Source organism: Halomonas sp. DP8Y7-1 (assembly GCF_019801685.1).
Taxonomy (GTDB): Bacteria; Pseudomonadota; Gammaproteobacteria; order Pseudomonadales; family Halomonadaceae; genus Halomonas; species Halomonas litopenaei_A.
Genome location: NZ_JAHVIN010000005.1, coordinates 548,007 through 564,907, shown reverse-complemented (window position 1 = coordinate 564,907; position 16,901 = coordinate 548,007). Strand labels below are relative to the sequence as shown.

Here is a 16,901-nt window from a genome sequence, read left to right as displayed (position 1 = left end):
CGATCCACAGCACCACGCCCAGCATCAGCGCCAGATTGTCCTGTTCTGACGAATAGTGTTTCCCCCCTTTGCCGCTTTATCACGCCGCCTGTGCCTTCCAAAATTCACCGCGTCGATTGCCAGCGCATCGGCGATGCGCCTTTCCTTTCAACGCTCAGACAGACAGGCAGCCATCATGAAACGTCCTTTCTCCCTTGCTCTACTTGGCCTCTCGATCGCCGTTACCAGCATCACCGCCCACGCCGATGGCCAGTCCTCGCTCACGCCAACCAGCGAAGTCGTCCAGCAATCCGATATCGACTGGGGCTATCTCAATCCGCTGCGCGGTGACCAGAGCCCGGCCGCAGGTGACCTGTGGGGTGACCGCACCAAGGATGGCGCTTCCGGCTTCCTGGTGAAGTTCAATGAAGGTTTCTCCTCACCGCCTCACATCCACAACATCACCTATCGTGGTGTGGTCATCCAGGGCGAGGTTCACAACGATGACAAGAACGCCGACGAGCAGTGGCTGCCCGCAGGCTCGTTCTGGATCCAGCCGGCGGGGGAGTCTCATATCACCGCGGCCCGTGACGAGGTCAACATGGCCTACATCGAGATCGATGAAGGGCCCTATCTGGTACAGCCAGAGTCCGAGGCCTTCCCCAACGATGAAGAGCCGCTGAATGTCGCCGAAAACAACCTGGTATGGTTGGATGCCAATGACATTCGCTGGATCAGCCTTCCGGGCAGCGACGACGCCATACAAGGCCCGAAGACCGCTTTCCTGTGGGGCAACCCGGACGCCGGACAGATGAGTGGCCGTCTGGTGAAACTGCCAGCCGATGTCTCGGTTGAGATCACAAGCCACGCCGACGAATTCCGCGCCGTGGTCATCAAGGGCGGCCTGACCCACGAGACCGAAGGCAAGAACGACAGCCAGCACCTGACGACCGGCAGCTACTTCGGTTCACAGGGCGAGATCACCCATGACATCGCCACCAGTGCCGACGGCGAGACACTGCTCTACGTGCGTACCAATGGCGATTTCGACATCGTTGAGCAATGATCTCCGAGCGCTGAACCAGCAACCATAAAGCGCTGCAGAAAACGCGAACGGCCACCCGGTTTCAAGACCGAGGTGACCGTTCGTGTTCAGGGCTATGGCTGTGACACCTTCGTCAAGGCTCACCGGTAAGGGTATGAGCTTCCCCTTTTTCACCGGGGCGGATGGCAAAAGAAAGCCACGTCATCGAAAACGACGTCTTACGATCGCGCTGCCGACCAGGCCTTTAGTGCATCATCCTGGTGTCTATTTCCTCTTCTTCCGTCCAGCGGGATTATGGCGGGTGCCCCAGAAAGTGGCGGTTCTCGAACCGCCACGCGTGGGTCAGGATGTCACGCAAGTCATAGGTCGGTGCCCAGCCGAGCACTTCCTGGGCCTTGCAGATACTGGCCACCAGCCGGGCTGGATCGCCAGGGCGCCTGGGGCAGATCGATGTCTCGATCTTGCGACCACTGACCTCCTCTGCGGTCCGAATCAGCTCGAATACGCTGTAGCCAACACCACAGCCAAGATTGAAGGTCTCACTGCTCCCTCCCGCAAGCAGACGCTCCAGGGCCAACTCATGGGCACGACAGAGGTCTTCTACGTGCACAAAATCGCGTATGCAGGACCCGTCAGCGGTCGGATAGTCGTCGCCGAATACCTGGATCTGCGAGCGTCTCCCCGAGGCTGCCTGGAGTACCAGAGGAATCAGGTGAGTCTCCGGATCGTGCCTCTCCCCCAACACACCCTCGGGATCCGCGCCGGCAGCATTGAAGTAGCGCAGACAGATGGACTGCATGCCATAGGCAAGCCGATAATCCTCGAGTGCCCTTTCGACGAGGTGCTTGGTATTGCCATAGGGGTTGATCGGGTTGCAGTCACGACTCTCGTCGAGATCTCCCTCTCCGGGCACACCATAGACTGCGGCGGTCGAGGAAAAGACGAGGCGCGAAATGTCGTGCCTGACCATGGCATCCAATAGTACTAGGCTCTTCATAACGTTGTTGTGGTAGAAGGCGGCGGGATCGCGCACAGACTCACCAACCTCGATCAACGCTGCAAAGTGCATCACAACATCAAAGGCCTGCGATGCAAGAAGACGGTCGAGGAGCGCACTGTCGCCGAGGTCTCCAACCATCAGTTCGGCGTCCATCACGGCATCGCGATGGCCTCTGGAGAGATTGTCGAGCACGGTGACAGCGTACCCCGAACGCCTCAGCCGTTTGACCATGTGCGAGCCGATGTAGCCGGCTCCTCCCACCACCAGCACTCTGGCCTTGCTGCTATGCTCCGTCGTCATGCATCACTCCCCCCGTCTGCGCCGAAGGTTTACTGCCCGCGCCACTCAACCATCCACGGTCGCCTCGCTCGACCAGCGTTCAAGCTTGCGATACAGGGTGGAAGGACTGACAGCCAAGGCGCGTGCAGCGCCGGGCACGCTACCGTGGTTTAGCGAAATCGCCCGCTCGATCACCAGCCGTTCGATCTGGGCCAGAGTCATGCCATCGAAGGAGGCCTCGACGTCAACGGGCTTCGCGCCTGGGGAAGGAGGTTCGGCAGCCTGCGCGGCGCCATACCCAACCGAACTAGGGGGGGAGGCCTGAGGAGCAGAGCTGACTTCCTGAGGCAACAGTGGTGCCAGCGAGAGGTCCGGCCCAGAACTCATGACCACTGCACGCCGCATCATGTTCTGCAGCTCCCGCACGTTGCCAGGCCAGCCGTAGCGCTGGAGTCGTCGAATGGCGGCAGCCTCCAGAGGATCAAACGTCTTGCCCTCCTCGGCGGCAAAACGATCAAGAAACACCTGTGCCAACAGCACGACGTCATCGCCACGCTCGCGCAGGGGTGGCAGCTCGATCGGCAACACGGATAACCGATAGAACAGATCTTCACGAAAGCGGCCGGCCTGCACCTCAGCGATGGGGTCGCGGTTGGTGGCACAAATGACTCGCACGTTGACTGCCTCGGGACGGCTACTCCCAACCCGCTGGATCATGCCCGTCTGCAGGAAGCGCAATAGCTTGACCTGAAGCTTCAGCTCCATTTCGCAAATTTCGTCGAGAAACAGCGTGCCGCCATCAGCTTCCTTGGCCGCCCCTACGCGGTTGTCCAGGGCTCCGGTAAAGGCTCCCTTCACATGGCCGAAGAGCTCTGACTCAAGCAAGTTTTCAGGAATGGCACCGCAATTGATCGCCACAAAGTGGCCTTTGCTGCGCTGGCTGATGGCATGGATCGCCTCCGCCGTTACTTCCTTGCCGGTGCCACTTTCCCCGGTGACGAATACCGTGGCCTTGGAGTTCGCCACGTTTTCAATGGCGCGATACACCACCTGCATGGCATCGGAGCCGCCAACAAAGCCCTGGAAGCGATCACGCTTCTTGATCCGCCGAGCCACCTGAACTTCACGCTCAAGCATTCGGTGCTGGCCTGCGCGAACCACCGTTGTGGTAAGACGCTCCGGTGCCACCGGTTTCACCAGGAAATCATAGGCGCCTGAGCGCATGGCCTGAATCGCGCGACTGATGGAACCATCAGCAGTGATTACAACAACACTGGAGTCTCGCGCCATCTGCGGCGTCGATTCCAGCAGCTCCAATCCATCCCCATCTGGCAAGTTAAGATCCAACAGAATAACGTCGAAAGGCCGATGCGATCGCGTCAGCTGCTGACGTGCCTCGGCCCCTGAGTCGGCCATTTCCACCGTGCATCCTGCTGCTTCAAGCTGCCCCGCAAACGTCAGCGCCAGCGACACAGTATCCTCGATGATCAGCACATACGTACCTTCACTCATATCGCATCGCTGCCTGTCCCTGGACGAATGATGAAGCGAGCCTGATTCAACACGTTGTCAGCACACCACTCCACGCGACTGTTCTCACTATAGAAAACAATACACTGCTGAACCAGGCCGAAGGCGATGTGTGCGAAGGCGCGGTGGGAGCGATACGCCACGATAAATCCATCCTCGCACTCATGGGTTGTGACCGATGGAGGCGTCGCGCCTGGATAAATGACCTTTACCTCCTCATGGATATGGCTTTGAACGTGATCAAGCAATTCCCGAGCAGAGGCGTAACGATTAAGCAGGTGCGGGAAGCGCACCTCGAAGCGTTGGAACAGGTAACGTCCAAACGCCTCACAGATGCCGGCGGCGTCTGCATCAGCGAGGGTGGAGGCTGCGCCAACGAGGGCTCCTGCGTATTCGCTTGGATAGTTGCCCACTGTTGTGAAGGCAGCTTCATTGGGCAAGTCGGCCTGCTCTACGACGCGCTCGGTGAAGTCTGGACCGAAGCTCTCATCCATAAAGTTCATCAGCTCGACAAAGATCATTCCTTTCATGGCAGTCGCTCGCTTAACAGGTAAACCGACCGGGAAAAACTGGAGTACACACCGCGCCTCTGCGGCACTCGACGCCCCGCTTGTCTCCGGTGACGTGATACATGTCATTAACTAAGCAAGAAAGATGCCAGGCCATATTACCCCTCCATGCCGGAATATCGCCTTCAGTTATCGCAAACTGCAACGAAAAGAATGCATTCTGCAACGAGCTTTATTGCAAAATGCAATGGCACAGCGAACAGACCCACTTGGCGCTTCATGTTCCTGTCACTCTGCAGACCATGCCACCGCCCCTCTCCATCCACCGCGCTTTCACTGCGTCGATAACTACACAAGAGGAGAAACTTCTTCACTCTTGGCCCGAATCTTGTATTCAATCTACTACAGTATTCTTCTAATGGAGGGAGAAAGCTCATGGACAATAGCGTCTGCCAAGCTAGAGCGATCCTCGGCACGATCATCCTCGGTCTTGTCCTCACCGGCTGTACCTCGGCGCCGACCCCTGACAACCAAGCAGAGGCTCGCTGGATGCCTCAGCAGGCGGAGCTTGAGGCGTCACAGCAACAGTGCGTGCCCGACAGCGCTACCCTGGCAGAGCCGGCAATTAACTACGTTTCGGCCGCTGAACTTCGCCAGGAACGGGACCAGCTTGGTCCCGGGGATAGACTGCGTATTCAAGTGGTGGGCGATGACGGTCACCTGTCACAGGTTTACGTGATTGATGACTACTTCCAGCTTACGCTTCCAGGCCTCGCACCACTGGACACCCAAGGTAAGGCCCTCCGCCAGGTCGAGACGGCACTGGGAGACAGGCTGGTAACGGCGGGACTGGTTCGCCCGCTGCCCAGGGTCGTCGACGTGTCGCTGTTAGAAAGCGCCGGCATCTCGGTACCGGTCAGCGGCGCTGTCTTCCAGGCTGGTACGGTGCGCATTGGCGAGCGCGAGAGGGAAACGCTGGTCGGCCAGCGTGAAGGCCCCGCCAGCGGCGATGCCAACAGAGAGCGAAGCTTAGCAGCTGCCATTCGCGCCGCCGGTGGCGTGCGGCCCGATGCCGACCTGACGCGTATCCAAGTGGTGCGAGGCCAGCGCTGGACCGAACTTGACCTCAGTGGACTGCTCGACGGAACGCGGCAGGGAGACTTTCGGCTCTCTCAGGGCGACAACGTTATCGTGCCAAGTACGAAGTGCTTCGATGAGCGACTGGTGCGCCCGAGCCCCCTTACGCCCCCCGGCATACGTGTCTACCTGTCAAACCTATCTCGACCCGCTGCCAATAATGCCAGTTCCGCTATCGGCAAAGAGGCCAGCAGCCTACCTTACGGGACGCGACTGCTGCAGGGGCTCGCTTCTGCCAACTGTGTGGGAGGCTCAGCGATGAACGCGCATCGTCAGGCCGTGCTGATTTCCGAGAACCCCTTGAACGGTCGCAGCGTCGTGATTCAACGCGATATCGAGGCGATGCTGGAAAATGCCCAGCGCGACAGAATCAACCCTTACCTTATGCCCAATGACGCCGTTGCCTGCTACGACAGTCGAGCCATGAACGCTCGCGACGCCATCACCTTGTTCGGCGAAGCACTTGGCTCCGCTGCGACGGCCATCCTCATTGATGATCTAGCACAATGAGCGTAGATACCTCGACACAGCCTCGTCGGCTGCAGCGCTTCTGGTACCTGGTGCGGGATGGTCTGCCCTCCGCTGGCCGATATCGGCGCTATACCTGCTCTCTGCTACCCTGCTTGGTGGTCATCTGGGGTCTGGTAGCGCTTTACCTCATACTCGCGCCCGTCAGCTACAAAAGCTCCATGACGCTGGTTCTGCCTGGCTCCGGTGCGGGTGGTTCCATCAATCTCGAATCCATCGGCCAGGCAACGTCGCAGACCACCTCGGCCTTCTCGAGCCCCTCTCTGAGCCCGACACAGAACTATAAGCGTCTGTTAGGCGCAGACCTGATCCTGCGCCAGGGTGCGGCCGGTCTGGATGATGAGATTCTGCCCGATCCGACCGTGAAGCTGGTCGATCAGACCAACCTGATCATGGTGTCAATGCGCGGGGCCAGTCCAGAGCAGGCACAGGCTCGCCTGGAAGCCCTCAGGCTCGCCTTTCTGTCCGGACTAGAGCGCTTGCGTCAAGACGAGGCCGAAAAGCGAGAGGCCGCCGATCTGGCGCGACTGGATGAGCTGGAGCAGAAACTCAAGCAGGCTCAACGCCGGGTCCTCGAGTTTCAGGGCACGACCGGGCTTGCGACTCTGGACCAGTTCCATCAGCGCCTGAGCGTGGTCGACGATCTGCAGGGCAGTGAGCGCGAGTTTCGCCAAGCAGTAAGGCGCAGTGAGGCCCAGGCCTACAGGCTCGGCGAGATGCTCGATATTACTCTTGACGACGCCCGCAGCGCCCAGCTGCTGCGCGCTGATCCGCTGTTCCAGTCATTGCTGCAACGCTATGCCAGCGTGCTGGCCGACTGGACCCAAGCTCGCGCCACCCTGGGCGAGCAGCACCTGACGCTGACCGAACTGAGTGCCCAGCGCCAAACCTTGCGCCAGTCGCTGGTGCAGCGTGGAACGGCCCTGACTCCGCTGTCGGCGGAGATCCTGCTCGGCTTCGCCGACCTCTCGGTGAGCGACGGCCGCGAGCGGCTGCTCGACGAGCTAATGCGCACAGCGGGCAACGGTGCAGGCGCCCAGGCAGCTCTTGCAGAGGTCCGGGAGCAGATCTCTCAACAGAGCAACGAAACCGATACTCTGGTCGAACAGGCCGCAGATCTGACGGACCTGCTGCGCGAACTGCGTGTTGCCGAGGCCGTCTTCTCATCCGCATTGGCGCGCCTGGACACCAACAAGGCAGATCCCTTCGCCTCCTATCCTCTGGTGCAAACCTTCGAGTATCCCTCACTGCCGCGGTCTCCCTCCTCGCCATCCACCCTGCTGGCCGTGGCCGGCGCGGTGGTAGCCTCGATCCTTGTCATCATGGGCTTCCTCCTGCTATGGCTTCGCCAACCCCTTATCCAGCTAATGCTGCCGAAAAGCTGATCTCGGTAGCCATCCAGAGCACCTGGTTGCTCTGGGCACTCGGCGGTCTTTACATCGCCGGGCCCGCTCTGGCCTGGATCCTGGGGTTGATGGCCGCTATCACCCTCTATCTCGGGCCCGCCTTACCCCAGCACCAACGTCCCCCGCCGTTGCATCCTGCCATCGTCCTGTGGCTGATTGGCATGCTCGCCATGCTGCTGATCCTGGTCATCGGCCATGTGCTCAACGGGCTGGGGCTTGGCAAGACGATCAAGTCTTCCATCGGCTGGGCCAAGGGCTGGGCATTGATCGCCCTGTTTCCCTTTGCCGGCGCGGTACTCGCCATCCGCCCAGAGATCATCTACCGAGCAGTGTGTCGGCTAGGACTACAGACCCTCATTCTGCTCCCGCTATTTTTCGTGGCGCCATTCATCGGTCTGCCGGGCCTGCTGTACGTGTCGCCGCTGAAGATCGTGGGCGGCTCGGGCCCTGAGTACTTCGCCGTGATCCTCTACACTCTGGAGCCTGGCACCGGTGTGCCGCGCTGGCAGTTCTTCGCCCCCTGGGCCCCGGCTGCAGGCATGGTCGCGGTGGTACACATTCTCTGTGCCATGGAAGACAAGCATCTGGGATGGAAAATGACAGGGGTCGGAGCAGGGTTGATGATGGCGCTGCTCTGTCAGTCTCGGCTGGCATTGGTCGCGCTTGCCATTGTCTGGCCGCTGGCCTTCGGCATCAGCCAGCTGCGCAGGCCTTGGACCTGGTTTACCGCCGCCCCTGCAGTGCTTGGCCTGGGGCTGTTCGCACCGCAGCTGCAAATGTTGCTGGATCAGGCAATTGCCCGTTTCGTGGGTGCGCGGGCCGACTCGAGTCGGGTGCGCGCTGCATTGGGAAGAATCGCGGTTGACCGTTGGCGCAACGAGGCGCCCTGGTTCGGTCACGGCGTAGTGGAAAATGGCCCACATCTCGTCGAGTACATGCCTATTGGCAGCCACCACAGTTGGTTCGGCCTGCTTTTTGTCAAGGGCATCACCGGCCTGTTCACTCTCCTCCTTCCCTTGCTGGCAAGCCTTTGGATGGCGGCGCGACTCTCGCTGACTCACCCCATTGGTCGTGTCGCCCTATCGATGCTACTACTGTTGACGCTCTACAGCTTCGGCGAAAACCTCGAAATCCTGAGTTACCTCTACTGGCCGGCCTTGCTGCTGGTCGGCACTGCCGCCCGCGCCGCCTCCCGCAAACGCCAACTCGCCGCTACCGCCCAGGCAGATTCAACACCGGTGTCCTGACGTCGTGTCATCGAGCATCACCGCTCAACAGGTGGCGCCATGCCTCTAGACGTGCCTCGGTTAGCCCGACAACCGAGGCGCGAGCCTTCTTGCCCAGCTCCGTCAAGGACCCTTCATCCAATGCAGCCAGGCTATCCCTTAGCCCGTATGGAGAGGAAAAGTCTACCCGCACTCCCGCCTCGCCAAGCTGTTCGGGGAGGCCATCCACATTAGCCACCAGCAGGGCCCGCGCGGCCTGGCGTGCTTCGGTAGCCACCAGCCCGAAGGCCTCCCACCGCGACGGCACTGCGATGACGTCGCACTGGGCGAGGAAGGCCGCACGATCTGATACTGCGCCGACAAAGCAAACGTGGGGCAAATCCGCCGCTGCAGCCCTCAGCGCAGCTTCCTGGGGACCAAAGCCACCCAACCGCAGCGTGTAGCGCTGTGGATCAAGCTCGCGAAAGGCTTCGATCAACCGATCGAAGCCTTTTTGCTCGGCAAAACGCCCGTAAGCTCCTACCACCAGAGGCCGACGACAAGCCCCATCCGACGGTGCGATGGTCGCCAGGTCAGGTACATCGCTCCAGGGGGAGATCACCCTGAGACGATGACGCGAGATGCCCACCGCCTGCTCCAGCCACTCTCGCTGTCCGTGGGAGACCGCTACCACATCGTCGAACAGCCGATAGGCCTGTCGCAACATGGTTCGAAAGCGCCGACGATGTGGCACACAATGTGCCTCCCAGGCCCCTGTATAGCTGTGTTCGACGTGGATCAAACGCGCTTGGGGGTTGCGGGCTCGCAGCACAGCGAGAAACGGCAGAGCGCGCCAGCGCGGCGGAAAGTGGGTCAGAATGACGTCAGCCTCAAGTCGCGGTGCCCAGGGCCGGTCAGGCATGACCTGAACAACTCGCGATGTCTGTAGATCGGTGAGTCCCGGATGATCGTAGATCGCCAGCGCCTGCATGACCCCACCTGGGGCGACATCATCCAGCAGGTGTATCACCCTGAGCGGCTTCATGCGACCGCTCCCGCACCCAGGCGCCGCGCCGCCAGCGCCTTGAAGGCGCGGCGCGGCAGCCAGCGCGCTGCCAAAGACCCAAGAGTGGTTTCCAGCGTCTTGCGCGGCTCCCGCAGCAAAATCGAGGGACTGGCGGCGAAGGCCTGGCCGATCAACGATACGGCGAAGCCGCCATCGCCCAGCTGCACGGCGCGGCGTGCCAGATAACGCAGCTGGTAGGCTCTGGCGCGACGGCCGTAACGTGACAACAGGGCTGGCGCATAGACGCGCGCCTTGTCGATGGCCCGCTCCCAGCTTTCGAACTGGCGCACCATGTTGGCCGACAGACCTCCACCAAGAATGCGGTAGTCGGTCAGACATCCCTCGATACCCTCGAATGTGCACCCTGCGCCAGCGCTCATCCGCAGCCATAGTTCGATATCCTCGGACTGCCGGAAACTCTCGTCGAACCAGCAGGTACGCTCAGGCTCGCTGGGATGCGGGAACGCAACGCGCTCCAGCGCTGAGCGCCGAATCACCGCCGCCGAGCCGTTGCCCACAGGATTTCTCATCAACACATGGTGAGGCTTGACCGCGGTCAGGCGCGGCTTTTGCTCAACTCCCAGGAAGCATCCCGCCGCATCGATCAATCGCGAGCCAGCGTAACTGACGTCGACATCGCTACTGGCTCTGAGATGGATAAAGTGCAACGCGAGCTTGGCGGGATGCCAGCGATCGTCTGAGTCCAGCAGGGCGATGAAGTCACCACGGGAGGCAGCGATGCCCGTGTTGCGTGCACCCGCAAGCCCACGGTTCTTCTGGGTGACGATACGGATCCGCTCATCGCTGAAACCGCGGCAGATATCCATGCTGCCATCGCTTCCTCCGTCGTCGACAATGATGAGCTCAAAATCACCAAAGGTTTGTTCCAGTACGGAAGAGATGGCCTCACCGACGAAGGCTTCAACCTGATAGACCGGCATCACTACGGAGAAGATGGGATGGCTCATGGGAAGGCTCCTGAAAAGGGAAAAACTGGGAGATTCTCCTTCTTTATTCCAAAAACTGTGCCAACTTTACTTTAATATTAAAATCAATATCTTAAGATTGACCATGACCGCTAATTGCCTGGGTTTTCAGCACAATGCAATGCAAACTGCAATCAGCCGAGTCACGTCTTTGCAAAGTGCAACGGTCGTCCGCGTCCAGACCTGAAGAGGTCACGAGCTAGGCGAACAAACGCATGCGCGCCGCCCTGGGAAGCACTGGGCTGACCAGCGCTCCCATTACGGTCAAAGCGCCCCGCCGTCGATCTTTCAGGAAAGCTCCAGGAGAACTCTTGAGCCCCTCAAGCGCGAAGTGTAAAGCCTGGGCGGAGGAGCCTCCTGCGCGCAGTGCGCGGCGCGCAAGATAGCGGCAGTAAAGCGCCCGAGCCCCCGCTACGTCAAAGCTCTCTGCGTACTCGCGGCTCAATTGCTGCCAGCCGGCATACATGGCAGGAAGATCTGCCGATAGCCCATCTATGGAAAGCCGATACCCCACCAGCACACGCTCCAGTCCCGATGCGCGCGCACCACCGGCCACTGCGCGCGCGATCCATTCCTGATCCTCGGCGTGCTGCATGCCCTCGCGAAAGCCCCCGCACGTATTCCAGAAGGCGCGGGTGACGACCAGATTGGACGTGGTGCAGACCGGGTTTTCTCCCAACGCCTGCTCAAGCGCTAGCGCTCCGGCCGGAATCGTCGAATGGGTCTGGGCGGCGTCCAGGCAGTGGTCATCCGGATGCAGGAAAGCGATTCGGGCATAGCTGATATCAGCTCCGCTATGCGTTTGATGGAAGGCTGCGTGCGCCTCAAGCTTATCGGGCGCCCACAGATCATCCGCATCAAGAAAGGCGATCAACTCGCCACGGGCGTGCGCGGCACCGACATTGCGGGCGCGGGCCACACCGCCGTTGGGCTGATGGATAACCTGTATCCGCGCGTCGCTCCGCTGCCAGCGAGTGAGTCTTTCGAGGGTGTCATCTGTCGAGCCGTCGTTGACTAGCCACACCTCAAAGTCTGTCTCGCTCTGATTCACTACGCTGACCAAGGTGGCCTCTATTGCCTCCCCCCCATTAAAAACAGGAATGATCACGGAAAACCTTGGCGTTTTCATGCGGATACCCTCTGGAAATCAGCCAGGGTCGCGATGCCCTCACGACCCGAAAGGAGATGGATCGATGCGGGTATCAGCGCCAGCGCCAAGCCGGCAACGTAGGCCCACGCCGCAGCCATGAGCCCGAGTCCCGCAAACAGCGTCAACCCTCCCAGCGCCGCAGCCGTCGCGATGCTGTTAAGCAGCGCCTCGACAGCGGGACGGTTGTGAGCACGGAGCCAGGCGCTGGCCACAGCGGCGAAGATCATCGGCACCGCCCCCAGCGCCAGCACTGACACCAGGGGGGCTGCTCCTCGCCACTGTTCCCCAAAGACCAGCGGCACATACCAGGGCGCAAGGCCTACCTGTAGCACCAGCACGGGAAGGAAAGCCCCCAGCCCAAGCCAAAGTCCCTGGCGGCATCGGCAGGCGCGGCTCGAGGCGGACGTTGCCGCGCTGATGTAGGGGAACAGCACTTGCCCCAGGGCCGTGATAAAGGATGTGGTTATGCCAAGCCCAGCGTTAAATGCAAAGTAGTAGATACCCAGCGCCTGCACACCGAACAGGGCTCCGACCAGCAGCTTGTCCAGCTGCGTGCGAGCAACATTCACTAGCTCGGAAATGAGCACGCCAGCGGCGAAACCGAGAAACGATTGCCACGGCGTCAACCCCGCCACCGGCGCAGGTCGCCAGGCCTTGGCCCTGCGCACCAGCAGCAGCCACAGTGGAGCAGTGACGAGCTTCGGCAGGACAATGGCCCAGGCGCTGGGCCACAGCAGCACAAAGATTAGCGTCAGCAGCTGATCGGCGATGGCTTGAGTGGCGGTGATCCGCGCGATGATGCCAAAGCAGCCGCCCCGCATCAGCAGGAACACCTGGACCAGTCCGGCTGGCATGAAAAGATAGACCCCGGAGAGCACGGCCAGCATCGCGGCAATCTCTCCCATACCGAGGAAGTGTAGTAAGGCCGCCAATGCCAGCTGAATAAGGCTCACCCCACAACACCAGAACCAGAAGAGGCGATGGGCGGTGTTACAGGTCGCCGCCAGTTGGTCTTCGGACTCAGCGATGATGCGCTGACCAATACCGGCGTTGGCCAGCACCCGCACCACCTCGAACAGACTAAGCGCCAAAGCCGCTACGCCCATGATGGTTGGCGATACCTGCCGCGCGATGACCACAACGCTGAGGATACGGATAAGCCGCGTTGCCACCTCGGCGCCGCCGAAAGCGGCGAGTCCTCTCAACAGCTGCCCTACATCGGCACGGCGCCAGCGAGATATCAGGTGAGCAAGGTTCATGGTTCTCTCCAGGGAGTCAGGGGCCTAACCTACCTATCAATTTTCGGGCCAACCTCTCCTTTTTCTCTTTAATCAATACGTTAATAAAAAACCACAGCAACTTGCCGGATGGCATCTCTGCGAAGGTCGCGTATTGCGACGTGACATCGCATTCTTTGTTGCAAATTGCAAAAACCCTTCAATCGAGAACACAAGAAAAATTATAAATATCTGATAATAAGGGGATAAAAAAATTGGCACGGTTCTTGACATGGATTAGGCATTCCACACCACGACGCGCTGGAGCCCATCATGAGCCTTCTGACCGACACCATCCGCCATCTCGATATCCGTACGGCTCACACTGGAGTTGATGACTTTGCCTGCCCCACACCGGAGGCCCTTGCCACTACTACTCTCTTCGGGCTGCCATTGGTGAACGCTACTCGCGCTCAGGTGGTGTCTCGCATCATCGCGCTCGCCACCCAACCGAGTCGCGCCATCGTCAACTTCGTCAACGCCCACTGTGTCAACGTCGCCCGAGCCGACGCCCAGTACCGCGCTCACCTGCAGCAGTCCGATCTGTTGCTCCCCGATGGGGCGGGTATACGCATGGCTTCCCGGCTGACAGGTGCCACCCTCGGCGATAATCTCAATGGCACGGACCTCTTCCCGCTGCTGTGCGAACAGGCTGCAAAACACGGGCTTCCCATCTACCTCCTGGGAGGCCGTCCCGGAACCGCCCGCCGCGCTGCCGAGGAAATGCAGCGGCGCCATCCCGGGTTGATCATCGCAGGCACCCAGCACGGGTACTTCGGCGCCTCAGAGACCTCGCGCGTCCTAGACCAGATCAACTCAGCCCGACCCGCCTTGCTGTTCGTCGGCTTCGGTGTGCCTCTTCAAGAGCAGTGGATCGCCAAGCATCGCGCGACCCTCGCTGTTCCCGTGGCGCTAGGCGTCGGTGGTCTGTTCGACTACTTCGCGGGCAACGTCTCTCGCGCTCCCGCCCTGTTTCGCCGCCTGGGCTGCGAGTGGACCTGGCGGCTGGCACAAGAGCCGCGACGACTCGCAAGGCGCTACCTCCTCGGCAACGTCGCCTTCATAGCCCACGCCATCAGCCAAGGACTCGCGGCGCACCGTCCTACCCACGTCGCCCATGCTGCCGGCAAGCGCGTGCTGGACATCGCTATCTCCGGCAGCGCCCTGCTACTGCTCTCGCCCCTATTGGCCCTGATCGCTATGGCTATCCGTGGCGAAGATGGTGGCCCGGCTCTGTTTACGCAACAGCGCATCGGCGCCCAAGGCAAACCGTTCACGATGCTAAAATTCCGGTCCATGGTGCTGGACGCCGAGGCCCGCCGTGCTGAGTTACTGACCAAGAGCGAGCGAGATGGCGTATGTTTCAAGATGAAACGCGACCCACGTATCACGCGAATCGGCGCATGGCTGCGCAAGACGTCGCTGGATGAACTGCCGCAACTGGTCAACGTACTGCGCGGCGACATGTCTCTCGTCGGCCCCCGCCCCGCACTGCCCGACGAGGTAGTGACGTATGCTGGCAGTAGCTGGCAGCGTCTGGCGGGCAAGCCGGGCATCACTTGCACGTGGCAGGTATCGGGACGCGCCGACATCCCCTTCGAACGCCAAGTGACCATGGACATCGAGTATCTGGGCCGAAAATCTCTCTTTCACGATCTGGCGCTGATGCTGCGCACGATTCCGGCGGTATTGACGAGTCGCGGCGCCTACTGACGCTTACGTCGACAGGGACTGAAACAGTTCGCGGGCGCTGGTGACAGCGTCCGTGCTCTGCTGCTGGAGGGTCTTCAACAAGTCGTCGGTCCGCTCATCCTCAGCATGGCGAAGCGCGTTGACCGTTGCCATCAAAGGGAAAGCGCCGAAATTTCCAGCGACCCCCTTGAGGCTATGGGCCGCGCGCTGAAGCGGCTCTCGCTCGCCACGACGATGAGCCGACACCACCTCCGCCACGAGGCGCTCAATATCGTCGACCGCCGCCTGAAGTAACATCTGCCGCCGCGCCGGGGAAAGTGACGCGAAGATCGCCCGAAAATGTTCCTCGTTCACGGCCGGGGCTGAGGATGGCATGGCTTCGACGCCAGGCGGCGATAGGCTGGTCACTGAGGAGCCAGTGACAGCCGGGGAGTGTTCTTCGGCTCGCCTGCGCTCGCCGTCCAGCAACTCCAGCAGAATCGCGGCCAGCTGCTGGCGATTCACCGGCTTGGCCAGGGCCGCGGAAAATCCCTGGCGCGTCAGTTCGCCGAGCTCTTCTCGATTGGTGTGTGCGGTGATCGCGACGACGGGCAAGGCGGCAACTGCCGGCTGCCGCCTCAGTTCGGCAACAGCCTCGAGACCCGACATCCGCGGCATCAGGATATCCATCAGCACGCCATCGAAGCGCTCGCTGAGCGCCTTGTCAACGGCTTCGCGGCCATCACACGCGATATCACTGTCACAGCCAATCACCTCCAACATCTGGCACAGCACGACCCGGTTTGTCTCGATGTCATCCACTACCAGTAAGCGCGGTCTGTTCTCCTCATTGAACACCCTGTCAGGAAGTTGCTGCTCAGCCGCTGGCACACAGTAGTGGGCGTCAGATACCTCCTGGCGTAGAGGAAGACGCAGCGTGAACCCTGACACACCCTCAGCCTGGCAGGGCGTGATGTCTGCCTCGATAGCGGCAGCCCAGCGCTGGAGCAGCGCTCGGCGGCGATCCCTGCGTTCGCGTAGCACCTGCCCTGTAGCGGTGCTGACGATGTCGATGCAGAGGCAGTCGCCTTGGACCGTGACGCGCAGGCTGATTGGTGCCTCACCCTCACCGAGTCGCTCGATAAAAGCGTCCATCAGTTGGCGCAGGCGGGTCGGGTCGGTCGTCAGCACTTCCGGAACCGACCCATCAAGCTCAAGCCGCAGGCGCCGACCAATACGCTCATGACCGTAGCGCCAGAACTGGAGGAGCGTGTCGAAATAACGCCGCAGCTCGACCGGCTGGGCCGATGCCACGGGCCCACCGTCATCCGCGTGAGCCATGTCGACGATCTGCTCGATATGACGTTGCAGCTGATGAGCGGCCTCTCGGGCCATGCCAAGGCGCTCGGCCTGAGCCTCGTTCAGCTCGCCCAACGACAGCAGATCGATCATGCCTAAAAGCCCGTTGAGCGGCGTACGGATATCGTGACTCATAGCCGCCAGGAAGTCGGCCTTGGCGTAGAACGCCTCCTCCACGGCCTGCCGACTTGCCTGAAGCTCTTTGCTCAGGCGCACCAGCTGACGAACCCGACGGTCAGCAATCAGCGCCAAGGCGCGAGCCCGTCGATCCGATGCGCGCTGCTCGGTAATGTCCTGCACCGTGCCAAGCAGTGACTTGAAGCGCCCATGTTCATCATCTTCACGAATGATGTTCCAACGCATCCAGCGCGTCTCTCCATGGCGCAGGATGCGAAATTCATATCCATGCTCAATGCCAGGTTCGGCCGACCCATGAAATTCGGCTTCCTGACGTCTAACCCGGTCGCGATCCAGAGGATGAATATGGCTGATAAGCGTCTGCTCGTCGGGCTTGATCCCGGGAGCTAGCCCCAGCAGGTGGTGAAATTCTGGCGAGGTCGCGAGGCGACGGCCACGATCTCGGTGAAAGCTGGCAATGCGAGCCGTACGCTGTGCGCGCAGCAGGAACTGGCTATCTCGATCCAGGCGACGCTGCAGCTCGCTTTCGCGCAGCATCAGCTGCTCGTTGGCCTGGAGAAGCTCGCGGCTGCGACGTTCGAGTATTGCCTCGGCCTCTTCCCGCGCCGCCTCAGAGCGCCGCAAACGGCGCTCAAG

13 protein-coding genes are annotated in these 16,901 nt (G+C 60.9%); 5 read left to right on the top strand and 8 right to left on the bottom strand.

The window, feature by feature from the left end:
- Positions 1–175 precede the first annotated feature (175 nt).
- A complete protein-coding gene (locus KUV41_RS07790; RefSeq protein WP_222485429.1) occupies positions 176–1,045 on the top strand; it encodes a DUF4437 domain-containing protein in 870 nt (289 codons plus the stop codon).
- Positions 1,046–1,316: 271 nt separating this feature from the next.
- Here KUV41_RS07790 and galE read toward each other — a convergent pair whose 3' ends face one another.
- The 3 genes from galE to KUV41_RS07775 are packed head-to-tail and all read right to left on the bottom strand — an operon-like array spanning position 1,317 to position 4,363.
- Positions 1,317–2,324 carry a UDP-glucose 4-epimerase GalE gene (gene galE, locus KUV41_RS07785; protein ID WP_222483605.1) on the bottom strand — a complete coding sequence of 336 codons (1,008 nt, stop codon included), beginning with the start codon at positions 2,322–2,324 and terminating at the stop codon, positions 1,317–1,319.
- 45 nt (positions 2,325–2,369) lie between these two features.
- Positions 2,370–3,815, bottom strand: coding sequence for a sigma-54-dependent transcriptional regulator (locus KUV41_RS07780; RefSeq protein ID WP_222485427.1), 1,446 nt, complete (start codon positions 3,813–3,815; stop codon positions 2,370–2,372).
- Entirely contained in the window at positions 3,812–4,363 is a 552-nt protein-coding gene (locus KUV41_RS07775) for a heme NO-binding domain-containing protein (protein WP_222483604.1), read from the bottom strand. The genes KUV41_RS07780 and KUV41_RS07775 overlap by 4 nt, the downstream gene beginning before the upstream one ends.
- Before the next feature lie 414 nt (positions 4,364–4,777).
- On the opposite strand from KUV41_RS07775, the gene KUV41_RS07770 reads away from it, so the two are divergent.
- The 3 genes from KUV41_RS07770 to KUV41_RS07760 are packed head-to-tail and all read left to right on the top strand — an operon-like array spanning position 4,778 to position 8,660.
- Positions 4,778–5,989 carry a polysaccharide biosynthesis/export family protein gene (locus tag KUV41_RS07770; RefSeq protein ID WP_222483603.1) on the top strand — a complete coding sequence of 404 codons (1,212 nt, stop codon included), beginning with the start codon at positions 4,778–4,780 and terminating at the stop codon, positions 5,987–5,989.
- Positions 5,986–7,392, top strand: coding sequence for a hypothetical protein (locus KUV41_RS07765; protein ID WP_222485425.1), 1,407 nt, complete (start codon positions 5,986–5,988; stop codon positions 7,390–7,392). Before KUV41_RS07770 ends, KUV41_RS07765 begins: the two co-directional genes overlap by 4 nt.
- A 26-nt stretch (positions 7,393–7,418) precedes the next feature.
- A complete protein-coding gene (locus KUV41_RS07760) occupies positions 7,419–8,660 on the top strand; it encodes an O-antigen ligase domain-containing protein (RefSeq protein ID WP_261395953.1) in 1,242 nt (413 codons plus the stop codon).
- A 7-nt stretch (positions 8,661–8,667) separates the two neighbouring features.
- Here KUV41_RS07760 and KUV41_RS07755 read toward each other — a convergent pair whose 3' ends face one another.
- The 4 genes from KUV41_RS07755 to KUV41_RS07740 form a co-directional block, all read right to left on the bottom strand.
- Positions 8,668–9,663: a glycosyltransferase family 4 protein gene (locus KUV41_RS07755; protein WP_222485421.1), complete on the bottom strand. Its 996-nt coding sequence runs from the start codon at positions 9,661–9,663 to the stop codon at positions 8,668–8,670.
- The gene (locus KUV41_RS07750) at positions 9,660–10,652 is read right to left on the bottom strand and encodes a glycosyltransferase (protein WP_222485419.1); all 993 of its coding nucleotides are present in this window, start codon (positions 10,650–10,652) and stop codon (positions 9,660–9,662) included. The genes KUV41_RS07755 and KUV41_RS07750 overlap by 4 nt, the downstream gene beginning before the upstream one ends.
- Before the next feature lie 217 nt (positions 10,653–10,869).
- On the bottom strand, positions 10,870–11,778 hold the full coding sequence (locus KUV41_RS07745) for a glycosyltransferase family 2 protein (protein ID WP_222485417.1): 909 nt from the start codon (positions 11,776–11,778) through the stop codon (positions 10,870–10,872).
- Between the two features lie 17 nt (positions 11,779–11,795).
- The gene (locus KUV41_RS07740; protein ID WP_222485415.1) at positions 11,796–13,079 is read right to left on the bottom strand and encodes an oligosaccharide flippase family protein; all 1,284 of its coding nucleotides are present in this window, start codon (positions 13,077–13,079) and stop codon (positions 11,796–11,798) included.
- A 291-nt stretch (positions 13,080–13,370) separates the two neighbouring features.
- On the opposite strand from KUV41_RS07740, the gene KUV41_RS07735 reads away from it, so the two are divergent.
- The gene (locus KUV41_RS07735) at positions 13,371–14,810 is read left to right on the top strand and encodes a WecB/TagA/CpsF family glycosyltransferase (RefSeq protein ID WP_222485413.1); all 1,440 of its coding nucleotides are present in this window, start codon (positions 13,371–13,373) and stop codon (positions 14,808–14,810) included.
- Between the two features lie 3 nt (positions 14,811–14,813).
- Here KUV41_RS07735 and KUV41_RS07730 read toward each other — a convergent pair whose 3' ends face one another.
- A complete protein-coding gene (locus KUV41_RS07730; protein WP_222485411.1) occupies positions 14,814–16,889 on the bottom strand; it encodes a PAS domain-containing hybrid sensor histidine kinase/response regulator in 2,076 nt (691 codons plus the stop codon).
- Positions 16,890–16,901: the final 12 nt, after the last annotated feature.